Genomic DNA, 11,708 nt, shown 5'->3' with positions numbered 1-11,708 from the left:
GGTATATCCTGAGGGATTATAAGTATCTTTAAAGCATTCCCCCCGTAATCAGCGCTTATAACTAAATCAACTCTCATGAAAAAAATTGGATTCCTGTTACTCATGTGTGTGGGCCTTACCGCAAGTGCCCAGGACGACATGACCCAAAAAAGCATTGACGGTTTGTTGCAAATGGCCCAGGGGCAGATTGTGGCTTTAGCCAACGCCTTTGACGATTCTCAAATGGACTGGAGGCCTGCTCCGGGTATTCGCTCCACAGGTGAAACCATTTTGCACGTAGCCGCTTCGAATTACTACCTGGCCATGAAACTCGGTTTTCCACCCCCGGAAGGCGTAGACATTATGACTATGGAAGCCATAACGGGGCGGGAAAATATTCTCAAGGCCTATAACCAATCCACGGCCTTCGTACGGGAAAAGATGATGGATATAGACCCGGGAAGCCTCAATGAAGAGGTAGACCTGGGATTCGCAAAGATGAACCGCCTTTCGGCCCTTTTGGTTGTATTGGAACACACCGGGGAACATAAAGGGCAATTGATCGCCTATGCCCGTTCCAATGGTGTCGTACCTCCCTGGAGTCAACCCCAGTAGGCGAAAAAGCGACTGAAAAGTCCCTTACAGGTTTAGCTAAGACCTACATCAAGGGCCATCATGATGATAAAACCCAGGATAAAGCCCATCGTGGCAATGTCTGTGTATTTATCCTGCTGGGTTTCCGGGATAACTTCTTCAACCACCACAAAGATCATGGCCCCGGCCGCAAAGGAGAGGGCATAGGGAAGGATGGGCTGAAAAGTCAATACGGCCCAGGCCCCCAGTACCCCGGCCAAAGGTTCGACTATGGCAGATGCCTGGCCATACATAAAACTTTTCCTCCGGCTGAGCCCAAAGCGCCTGAGTGGCATGGCTACGGCAAATCCCTCCGGGAAATTTTGCAACCCGATTCCCAGGGCAAGGGCTACGGCCGCACCGATGGAGGCCCCTTCAAAACCCGCAGCTACCCCCCCAAAGAGAACACCTACCGCGAGGCCTTCCGGGATGTTGTGCAGCGTTATGGCCAGGGTGAGCAAGGTGGTCCGCCTCCAGGGTGTTGCGATCCCCTCGCTTTCCTTGAAGTTGATATGCAAGTGGGGAAGCACCTTGTCCAGGCCAAAAATAAAGAGGGCGCCTAAAAGAAACCCGACCGCCGCAGGAATCACTTTCTGGAAGCCTTCCCCGGGGGTCATTTCAATCCCAGGGGCCAGGAGGCTCCAGAAACTGGCCGCCACCATGACCCCCCCGGTAAAGCCGAGCATACCATCGAGCACAGCCCGGTTCATGGTTTTAAAGAAAAATACGAGTCCGGCACCGGCTGCGGTCAGGGCCCAGGTGAACAGGGTAGCATATAATGCCGCCCGGATCGGGCTGATGGTTTCGAAATACTCTATAACCGTCTGAATCATTTTGGTTGTGGTTTTACGTAAAGGTTCGAGGCAATCTGGTGGGATATTTGGAATTTTCGCTTCCCGACCTGGATGTGCATGGAACGGTCGAAGCTCTCTTTTTCTAATATTTCAATTGTATTTCCCAGTTCAATGTGGTGTTTGTCCAGGAATTTCAGGAACTGTGAAGAAGAGTCTTTTACGCCTACACATGTACCCCTGCTTTGCGCAGGCATAGCACTGAGCAACTTCTTTTCCCGTGTTTTAAACCGGCCTTCTTTATCCGGGATGGGATCCCCATGGGGGTCAAATTCAGGAAAATTCAACAGGGCATCCAACCGATCCACGAGCATTTCACTCTCGATATGTTCGAGTTGTTCGGCCACCTCGTGTACCTCATCCCAGGCAAAGTTTAATTTATCCACTAAAAAAACCTCCCAGAGCCGGTGCTTGCGGATCACCATCAGGGCGTGTTCCGTACCTTTTTTCGTGAGCCGGACCCCCTGGTACTTCTTATAGTGCAAGAGTCCTTTTTCCGAAAGTCGCTTCACCATATCGGTCACAGAAGAAGGTTTGGTTTCCATTTTTTCGGCCAGGGCCGAGGTGGTGATGGAATGTTGCCCACCCTGGCTTAAATGGAAGATCCCCTTGATATAATTCTCTTCAGAATTGGTCATGAATTTCGATAATACCCCAAAATTACATTTTTATTTACAAAAACATATTTTTAGATTTGTCTAAATTTTATTTTCATATAACAAAAATGTCTGGCCTCAGGTTTTTATTTATCCTCTTAGTGCTATTTTGGCCTCCCCTGATCGCTGTGGCACAGGAGTCCGGGGCTGTGGTTTCCGGAAAGGTCACTGACCAGGGGAACCCCGTTCCTTTTGCAGCTGTCTTTTTGGGAGATGGAATTAAAGGTGTCCTGGCCGATGAAACGGGGACTTATAAATTAACCGCCCCTCCGGGAAAATGGACGATTACGGTACGCGCTCAGGGATACCGGACCCTTACCCGGGAAGTTTTTGTCCAGGCAGCGTCGGTATCTTTAGATTTTGAGCTTATAGAGGATGCCCTGGGCCTGGATGAAGTGGTCATCAGCGCTACCCGTAACCGGGTCGAGCGAAAGAGCACCCCCGTGGTGGTTTCTACCTTAAGGCCCCGACTGCTGAACGCCACCCAGTCTATCTCCGTAGCCGATGGCCTCAGTTTTGCCCCGGGGGTACGCGTTGAAACCAATTGCCAGAACTGTGGTTTTACACAGGTCCGGCTCAACGGGCTGGATGGGAGTTATACCCAGATCCTGCTGAACAGCCGACCGGTCTTTTCTTCCCTCCTAGGGGTATATGGATTGGAGCAGATTCCCAGTAACACTATCGAGCGGGTAGAAGTCGTGAGAAGCGGCGGTTCGGCCCTTTACGGTTCCAACGCCGTGGCCGGCACTGTCAATATCATCACAAAAGATCCCATCCTCAATACCTGGGAAGTCGGGACAACCATGGCCCTCATCGACGGGCAGCAGCCCGACCGAATACTTACCTTTAATACTTCCAGCGTGGCTGATGATTTAAAAAGCGGTTTTACGCTTTACGGAAACTACCGCAATCGGGATCCTTACGATGCCAATGATGACGGATTTACGGAAATCGTAGAGCTACGCAATACGACAATCGGGGCCAAGGCATTTCTAAGACCCTCGGATCGCAGCCGGATTTCAATGAACCTCAACGCCATTCGCGAATACCGGCGGGGGGGAGATCGGTTGGATCTGGCACCCCAGTTTACCGATATTACCGAAGAACTCGATCACGATACCTTTATCGGGGGATTGGACTATGAGCTGAAAAACAAGGACCATACCTCCCTTTACCAGTTTTACACTTCCGCCTCCTACACACAGCGCGATAGTTACTACGGGGGGTTGGGCGGTTCCCGTACACCCCAGGACAGCGCACTGGCCAACAACGCCTTTGGAAATACCGATGACCTGGCGTGGGTCAGTGGGGCACAGGGCACCCATACACTGGACAATTCAGATGTGCTGACCTATGGTGTCGAATTCACTCTAACCGCTACTGAAGATCAGATACCCGGGTACCTTCGGCTTATCGATCAAAGCGTCAATTCGCTGGGGGGGTATGCCCAGTATGAATGGAAACCCAACGACCGATTCATTGGCCTGTTCGGAGCCCGCCTGGACCATGTGAACGTCAACGGGGAATACTCCGTAGGGGGTATCAACCGGGGGGTAGACCTGAACCAGACGGCATTCTCTCCCAGGATCACCCTTTCCTACCAACTGTTGAAGGAACTTAGATTAAGGGGAGGGTATGCACGGGGTTTCCGGGCTCCCCAGGCCTTTAATGAAGACCTCCATATCTCCAGCGTGGGTGGGGAGCCCCAATTTGTCATCTTGTCCGACGACCTGCAGACAGAGTATTCTAATGCCTTTACAGGTTCCCTGAACTACACCCGTACCAGGGGCCTGTTACAAATGGATTTTCTCCTCGAGGGGTTCTATACCGCCCTGGAAGGGCCTTTTACGCTGGTAAGTACTGGGGCGGTTTTGCCGAATGGCTCCATCCTGGAAGAGGTGCGCAACGGGGCGCCGGCCCGGGTCTTTGGAACCAACTTTGAACTCGGGGTTTCCCCGGATCCGAAGTGGCAGTTTCAACTTGGCGGCACCCTTCAAAGCACCCAATATGAGGAGCCTCAGCTCTTATTTGAATCCGATGGGACACCGGGGGAATCGGATATTTTTATAGATGAATTTGTTCGTGTCCCCGATCTTTACGGGTATCTGAATGCGGCCTGGATCCCAAGTGAAACCTTCAATATAGATCTGACCGGGACCTATACAGGCCCCATGACCGTCCCGAGGGTGGTGAGTGATACAGGGTTCCTGCAACTCAACCAGGTGCAGGCATTCTTCGACCTGAACCTGAAACTGGAATACCATATCGACTTTACTGAGGACTTTATGGTTACTTTTTTTGGCGGGGCCAGGAATATATTCAACAGCTACCAGGACGATTTCGATTCAGGGCCGACCCGGGATTCTGATTATATTTATGGTCCTGCGGCCCCGAGGACGTTTTTCTTTGGGCTGAAGTTTGGGAAGTTGCACTAAAAAGGCCCGGACAAACCGATGCGGAAAGGGTTAATTTAAACAGACTATGTGTTTAAGATTGGTTTTTTTGCTTAACTCCAGTGTGAGCGTCATAGTTCAAAACGTCCTAGGGATTCTATTTCCCATCCTTTGCCTGCTGGCATCACCTGTGGCTCAGTGTCAGTCATCGGATGTGAAATGGCTGACCTTTGAGCAACTCGAAAAAGCCCTGGCTGCGGAACCCCGAAGGGTCCTTGTGGATTTCTATGCAGACTGGTGCGCCTATTGCCGGAAAATGGACGACGCGGCTTTCCGGGACCCGGAAGTCGTCGCTGCCCTGAACTCCAATTTCTACGCAGTGCGTATGAATGTGGAAACCCGGGACACCATTTATTTCTCAGGGGTGCGATACGTAAACCGGGAAGCGGGGAACAAACGGAATCCCGTACATGAAATCCCCTTATTGCTGGCCTCCAGGGAAGGAGTGCCCTTTACACTTCCGGCAGTGGTGCTCTTTGATGAAAGCTTCCAAATCCGCAACCGGTATTTTGAATACATCTCTCCCGAAAGCATGCGCACAATCCTTCGAAACTCCCTTTCAGAATAAGTTGCCCACAAATTATTGGGTACACACCTTTACATTTGATTGTATCAATATCCTCTTTTAATGAAAAACACGGGCATGCCTTAGCGGAATAATGCAACACGAGAAACCCTGCCCCCTACTCACTTTGAATTTGTACATTTAGCCCGGAGCTCAAGTTTGAATGACCGAATACGACTACATTATAATTGGCGGAGGCGCTTCCGGATTACTGCTGGCAGATGCATTGGGATCCGATCCTTTTTTTAAAGAAAAACGAATCGCGCTATTTGAAAAACAACACCAAAAAGAAAACGACCGCACCTGGTGTTTTTGGGAATCCGGCAGTGGGCCTTTCGATGCGTTGATTCATAAAAAATGGAATGTGATTCGCTTCCGGGGTCCGAATTTCGAGCGGAACATTCCCATGGAAGCTTACAGCTATAAAATGCTTCGTGGAATGGATTTCTACGAAGAATACTACCGCCGCCTTCAGCTCTATCCCAATATTGAGGTCCGCTATGAGGCTGTGGAATCCCTTGAGGAATCCGAAACAGCCGCAATAGTTACCACTGGAATGGGTTCCTACAGCGCCCCCAGGGTATTGAGTAGCGTTATGTTTCGGCGTCCGAAATCCCTAATGCATCCTTACCCGGTATTAAAACAACATTTCCTCGGGTGGTTTATCCGTACGGAAGAAGCCGTTTTTGACCAGGGGACCGCGACTTTTATGGACTTTTCAGTCCCCCAGATGGGCAACACGCGTTTTATGTATATTCTGCCCTTCAGCCCTACTGAGGCCCTGGTGGAGTATACGCTGTTTTCTGAAACCCTTTTGGAGGATAAGGAATACGAAGACGCCCTTAAATCATACATATCCAAGGATCTGACGGATAAAGGGTATGAGGTTCTGGAAACGGAGCAAGGCAGTATCCCGATGACTGTAAATGACTTCACACAGGCCAACAGCGCCCATATCACGCATATTGGAATCGCGGGGGGATGGGCCAAACCGAGCACGGGTTATACTTTCTGGAACACCCGGAAACAGATACCCAAATTGGTGCATGCCCTTAAAAAAGGAGATTCCCCAAGGCTGAAACAACCCTTTAAATTCTGGCATTACGACCGTCTGCTCCTCGATGTATTGACGCGGGAAAATGCTTCCGGAAATCAGGTTTTTTCCATGATGTTCCGCAGTCTGAACCCGGAACTCATCCTTAAATTCCTCAACGAAGAAACAACACTTGCTGAAGACTTCCAGATCATCAATGCCTCTCCAAAAGGAATGTTTATTCGTGCGTTTTGGAAAGCCCTTGTCAAAAGTCCCTATTAAGCAGCCAATCCCCAAACTCCCTCAGGACGGCTTTGCGGTTATCCGGAAGATCCAGACTTTCCAATTGTTCAAAGGCCTGGTCCGTATAGTTCCGGATCAGCTCCCGGGCACTGTCGGCCGAACCACTGGATTTAAAAATCTGGGTAACGCGTTGCACCTTGGCCTGGGGATCCCGGGTTTTGATGGAGTACAGGTCCCGGAGTTCACGGGCCTCCTGCTCGCTGGCTAATTCCAGCGCCTTCAGATACAGGAAGGTTTTTTTATTTTCAATAATATCACCCCCGACTTGTTTGCCGAAAGTTTCCGGATCGCCAAAGACATCCAGATAATCGTCCTGCAACTGAAAAGCAAGCCCCAACCCGATGCCAAAAGTATAGAGAGCCTGTTGATCTGAGTGGGATGCCCCACCGATTAAAGCCCCCATTTTCAGGGCACAACCCACCAGGACAGCGGTTTTGTATTTAATCATCGTCAGGTACTGATCAATACCAACCTGATCCAGGGTTTCAAAATCCATGTCATCCCTTTGCCCCTCGCATACCTCCAAAGCTGTTTTGGAAAAGAATGACATCATGGGCTTAAAAACCTCGGGGGAATAAAACTCCAGTTGACGGTAGGCTTCAATGAGCATGGCATCCCCGGAAAGTATGGCCGTATTGGTATCCCATCTCTCGTGTACGGTTTCCTTCCCCCTCCTCAATGGCGCGGCATCCATAATATCATCGTGGATCAGGGTGAAGTTGTGAAAGATTTCCACCGCTGCGGCAGCGGGTAGTGCTTCTTCTGGCTCAGCTCCATAGAGATCTGCACTGAGCAGGACCAGTACAGGACGAATACGCTTTCCCCCGATATCCAGGATGTACTCTATGGGGGTATACAATTCACGGGGGGATTCCGGGAACTCAATCTGCGCCAGATGATCCAAAAAAGTCTGACGATAGGTGGCAATGGATTCAATCATGCTTCAAAATTAGGACAATCAGGAGTCCTGTGATAGCAAAACCGACTAAAATAGAGGCCCAGGTACCCAAATTGTTAAAAAATTGTAAAAACGTAGGAAACTTTTTTTGTATTTAAAGTTTCCATCCTATTTTAGCCGGGTGAAAGCAAAAATACTGCATACTGCCACCGAACTCTTCCTGAACCTTGGGTTCAAGAGTGTGACTATGGACGATTTGGCCGAACAGTTGGGCATTTCAAAAAAAACGATTTATTCGCATTTCAACAATAAAACGGAACTCGTACGGGAGTGTACCCTGGGGTTATTCCACAAAATTGCTGACGGGATTGATTGTATTTGCAAGGAGGACAAAAACCCTATCGAAGAACTCTACGAAATCAAACGGTTTGCCTTGCTGAATTTGAAAAACGAAAAATCCTCCCCCCAATATCAACTCAAAAAATACTATCCCCAGATCTACAGCACACTGCATAAAAAACAATTCGAATTGTTTAAGGACTGTGTACGAATCAACATTTTAAAGGGTGTGGAACAGGGCATCTACAGGGGAAATCTCGATGTGGATTTTGTTACCCGTATCTACTTTGCCGGGATGACGAGCCTAAAGGATGAATCGATTTTCCCCCGTCAACAATTCGCAATACTTCCCCTTATGGATGATTATCTCGAATATCACCTCAGGGGTATCACTACCTCGGAAGGAAGAAACATACTGAAAACCGTAATAAACTCAAATCAGGATTAAATGCGACATCAACTTTTATTCGTATTGGCCTCGTTGATCTTTTTCACTGCTCCCGCGCAGGATATCCCCACACAATTTACATTGGAAGAGGCTATCCAATACGCCCTGGAAAACAATTACAGCGCTATTAATGCCAGCAGGGATTTAGTAGATGCCGAGAAACAAAAATGGGAGACCATTGCGACCGGGCTTCCGCAAATCGATGGAAGTGTCAGCTATCAGGACCAGCTGAAACAACCCATCTCACTTATCCCAGGAGACTTCCTTCCGGGCGGGGAACCGGGAACCTTTGTCCCTATTGTTTTTGGGCCGCCGAGGAGCACGACTGCCACCGCAACCCTAAGGCAGCAGATCTTTGATGGCTCTTACATTGTAGGCCTTCAGGCGACCAAAGCCTTCCTGAGTTACAGTGAGAATAACAAAGAGAAGACAGACCAGGAAGTACGTAAGTCCGTTGTAGAATCATATGGGAACGTTCTTCTTGCCCAGGAGAGTACCGACATCCTCAACCGCAATATTGCTGCAGTTGAGAAGAACCTTTACGAGACGGAAAAGCTCTATGAAAATGGCCTGGGGGAAGAGGAAAATGTGGAACAACTGCAGATTACTTTGGCCACCCTCAAAAATGCCCTGAACAGCAATGAACGATTGGAAACGATTACCCTGCAAATGCTCAATGTAGTCATGGGGCTTCCCTTAGAACATCCTACCACCCTCACCCAGAGCCTGGACGAATTGGTGTACCAGGAAACACAACCGGGCTTGATCGAGCAGGAATTCAACCTTGAGAACAACACCGACTACAAACTGGTTATGAACCTCAATGAACAACGCTATTTTGAATGGAAGCTCGCCCGGAGTAAGGCCCTGCCTACCCTGAATGCCTTTATCAATTACGGCTACACCGGGTTTGGGGATCCTATTACGGTCATCGGTACCGATGCCCAGGATTTCACCTCATCCATACTGGGTTTCGACCTGAATATCCCCATATTCAGTTCCCTCAAAAGGAGTGCTTCCACCCAACGTGCAAAAATTGCACTTGAAAAAGCAAAAACCCAACTGGAAGAGACGGAGCAAATGTTGAAATTACAACACGACAGGGCAAAAAGTGATTATATCTTATCGATCGAATCGTACAAGACCAGTAAGGAGAATCTCTCCCTGGCCGAGCGCATCGAAAAGAAAAATGAAATTAAATATTCAGAAGGTATCGCGTCGAGTTTTGACCTGCGCCAGGCCCAGTCTCAGTTATATACCGCCCAGGGGGAATACCTGAACGCCATGATTGAGGTGATCAATAAAAAGACCGCCCTGGAGAATATCCTGAACCCTTATTTGACAATAGAATAATTAAAATTTATACCTCCCAGTAACACTAATCATTCAGCCATGAATAAATCTATACCCTTTGCCCTTCTAACCCTGATCCTCGCCGCTTGCGGTGGTGGGTCCACTACCTCAGTTGACGATGTCATAGCAGGTGGAAACCTGGAAGAAATCAAAGAAAAACAGCAAGCGCTCAACAAAGAACAAAGAGTGCTTGCCACCTCGCTCAGGCGATTGGATTCAGCCATCCAATCCAGCGAAACCCTCAGGAATGTGCCCCTTGTGAGCACCCTTGAATTGAAGACCACAGCCTTTGAACACTATCTGGACTTACAGGGAAATGTGCAGACTAAACAGAATATTCTCCTTTATCCCGAAATGGCAGGGACCCTTGTAAAGGTTTACGTGAAAGAGGGGCAACCTGTCCGAAAGGGACAAATACTGGCCAAAATAGACGACGGCGGTATGGCTTCGGGTCTGGAACAGCTCCGTACCCAGGCTTCCCTGGCAGAAACGACTTACGAACGCCAAAAACGGTTGTGGGAGCAAAATATCGGGTCGGAAATCCAGTATTTGCAGACTAAAACAAATTACGAGGCCACCGTACAGGCCGTGAGACAAGCCGAAGCGCAATTGGCAAAATCGACCATTACTGCCCCCTTTAGCGGGATCGTAGATGATGTACTGGTGGATGAGGGAAGTACGGTAAACCCCGCAGGTGGTACGCCCATTATCCGCTTGGTGAATCTTTCCGATATGTATGTAGAGGTGGATGTCCCCGAAAGTTATCTCCGGGAGGTAACGGAAGGCAAGCGCGTGGAATTGTACATCCCGGTTTTGGGGGACAGCATGATTTCCAAAGTGCGGCAGACCGGTAATTTTATCAATCCGGCCAACCGCACCTTTAAGGTCGAAATTTCCGTGCCGAACACAAAAGGGCAAATCAAACCCAACCTGACCGTTCGTGTCAAAATCAACGACTATTCGAATTCTGAGGCCGTCTTGGTCCCTCCCGGTGTTATTTCCGAAAACTCCGCGGGACAGCAATACGTTTATATCGCTTCCGAAATCGGGGAGGACAAACTTGCCAAAGCTGAAAAAAGAGTCATTACAACCGGGCTTTCCCAAAACAACCAGGTTGAAGTAATCAGTGGTATCGAAGCAGGAGAATTTATCATCCTTGAAGGAGCTCGAAGGGTTCGGGAAGGGCAGAAAATTGAAATAATTGAGCAGATATGAGCAGACAAAAAAAGAATGCAGATAAGGAATTTGGCCCGTCGTCCTGGGCCATAGACAATCCGTCGGTGGTCTATGTCATGATCGCAATCTTTTTCCTGATGGGGGTGTCTGCTTATTTTGCCATGCCCCGGGAAGATTTTCCGGAAGTAGAGGAAACTAAAATCTATGTCAGCACACCCTACCCCGGGAATACCGCTGAAGATGTAGAACGACTCCTTACCGACCCCCTTGAGGATCGGTTGAAGAACCTGAGCAACGTGGTGGAAATTACCTCGACGTCCCAGGAGGATTATTCTATGATCGTGGTCGAGTTCGATGAAGACATCACCGTGGAAAATGCCAAACAGAGGGTTAAGGATGAGGTCGATAGTGAAAAAGCAGGGGAAGACTGGCCTATTTTCAACAATGCCAAGGTTGAGCCCAATGTTTTTGACCTCAACCTTTCCGAGTCCTTCCCCATAATGAATGTCAATATCACAGGGGATTACCCCGTGGACAAACTCAAGGAATACGCGGAGTACCTGGAAGATAAAATTGAAGACCTCCCCGAAATAAAAGGAGTTGATATCCGCGGGGCCCAGGACAAAGAGGTAGAAGTAGCCGTTGATATTTACCAGATGATGGCCGCCAAAGTAAGCTTTCAGGATATCCTGGGGGCTATTGCCAATGGGAATATGACGATGTCGGCTGGGAATTTAAAGACTTCCGGCCAAAGGCGAACTATCCGGGTGGTGGGTGAAATTAACTCCCCTGAAGATCTGGAAAACTTCGTGGTCAAGTCTGAAAATGGATCTGCGATTTACCTGAAAGACGTCGCCACCGTGCGTTTTCATGAAGAAGACAAAACGACCTTTGCCCGGGAGCGGGGAGAAAGTGTCGTGATGCTGGATGTAAAAAAGCGCTCTGGCAAAAACGCGATCTCTGCGGGGGAAGAAATCCGCAACCTGGTAGCAGAGGCACAGCAGTCGTACCTCCCTGCCGA

At 49.1% G+C, this 11,708-nt stretch carries 11 protein-coding genes; 8 read left to right on the top strand and 3 right to left on the bottom strand.

Features of this window, described 5'->3' with window-relative positions; all coding sequences use genetic code 11:
- The first annotated feature begins 75 nt into the window (after positions 1-75).
- Positions 76-594 carry a DinB family protein gene (locus tag WBV75_RS09955; protein ID WP_424120469.1) on the top strand — a complete coding sequence of 173 codons (519 nt, stop codon included), beginning with the start codon at positions 76-78 and terminating at the stop codon, positions 592-594.
- Between the two features lie 32 nt (positions 595-626).
- On the opposite strand, the gene WBV75_RS09950 is transcribed toward WBV75_RS09955, so the two are convergent.
- Together WBV75_RS09950 and WBV75_RS09945 are read right to left on the bottom strand one after the other, a co-directional pair.
- Complete coding sequence (locus WBV75_RS09950) at positions 627-1,445, bottom strand: ZIP family metal transporter (protein ID WP_424120468.1); 819 nt, start codon at positions 1,443-1,445, stop codon at positions 627-629.
- On the bottom strand, positions 1,442-2,101 hold the full coding sequence (locus tag WBV75_RS09945; protein WP_424120467.1) for a metal-dependent transcriptional regulator: 660 nt from the start codon (positions 2,099-2,101) through the stop codon (positions 1,442-1,444). The genes WBV75_RS09950 and WBV75_RS09945 overlap by 4 nt, the downstream gene beginning before the upstream one ends.
- A gap of 86 nt (positions 2,102-2,187) precedes the next feature.
- Here WBV75_RS09945 and WBV75_RS09940 point away from each other — a divergent pair, with 86 nt between their 5' ends.
- The 3 genes from WBV75_RS09940 to WBV75_RS09930 all read left to right on the top strand — a co-directional run bounded on the left by WBV75_RS09940 (position 2,188) and on the right by WBV75_RS09930 (position 6,452).
- A complete protein-coding gene (locus tag WBV75_RS09940; protein ID WP_424120466.1) occupies positions 2,188-4,554 on the top strand; it encodes a TonB-dependent receptor in 2,367 nt (788 codons plus the stop codon).
- Between the two features lie 82 nt (positions 4,555-4,636).
- Positions 4,637-5,140, top strand: a complete 504-nt coding sequence (locus WBV75_RS09935) for a thioredoxin family protein (protein ID WP_424120465.1) — start codon at positions 4,637-4,639, stop codon at positions 5,138-5,140.
- A 160-nt stretch (positions 5,141-5,300) separates the two neighbouring features.
- The gene (locus WBV75_RS09930; RefSeq protein WP_424120464.1) at positions 5,301-6,452 is read left to right on the top strand and encodes a lycopene cyclase family protein; all 1,152 of its coding nucleotides are present in this window, start codon (positions 5,301-5,303) and stop codon (positions 6,450-6,452) included.
- Here WBV75_RS09930 and WBV75_RS09925 read toward each other — a convergent pair.
- The gene (locus WBV75_RS09925; RefSeq protein WP_424120463.1) at positions 6,436-7,413 is read right to left on the bottom strand and encodes a polyprenyl synthetase family protein; all 978 of its coding nucleotides are present in this window, start codon (positions 7,411-7,413) and stop codon (positions 6,436-6,438) included. The two genes, WBV75_RS09930 and WBV75_RS09925, sit on opposite strands and share 17 nt — an antisense overlap.
- 139 nt (positions 7,414-7,552) lie before the next feature.
- Between WBV75_RS09925 and WBV75_RS09920 the strand changes: the two genes are divergently transcribed.
- From WBV75_RS09920 to WBV75_RS09905, 4 genes are all read left to right on the top strand, one after another.
- Complete coding sequence (locus tag WBV75_RS09920) at positions 7,553-8,158, top strand: TetR/AcrR family transcriptional regulator (protein ID WP_424120462.1); 606 nt, start codon at positions 7,553-7,555, stop codon at positions 8,156-8,158.
- Positions 8,159-9,511, top strand: a complete 1,353-nt coding sequence (locus WBV75_RS09915; RefSeq protein ID WP_424120461.1) for a TolC family protein — start codon at positions 8,159-8,161, stop codon at positions 9,509-9,511.
- Positions 9,512-9,550: 39 nt separating this feature from the next.
- Positions 9,551-10,726: an efflux RND transporter periplasmic adaptor subunit gene (locus tag WBV75_RS09910; protein WP_424120460.1), complete on the top strand. Its 1,176-nt coding sequence runs from the start codon at positions 9,551-9,553 to the stop codon at positions 10,724-10,726.
- Positions 10,723-11,708, top strand: a 986-nt coding sequence (locus tag WBV75_RS09905; RefSeq protein ID WP_424120459.1) for an efflux RND transporter permease subunit, incomplete at its 3' end; no start/stop codon positions are given. The genes WBV75_RS09910 and WBV75_RS09905, both read left to right, overlap by 4 nt.

This window comes from Robiginitalea sp., from assembly GCF_049588695.1.
Lineage (GTDB): Bacteria > Bacteroidota > Bacteroidia > Flavobacteriales > Flavobacteriaceae > Robiginitalea.
The sequence above is the reverse complement of the archived record's forward strand: the minus strand, read 5'-3'. Positions and strand labels throughout refer to the sequence as shown.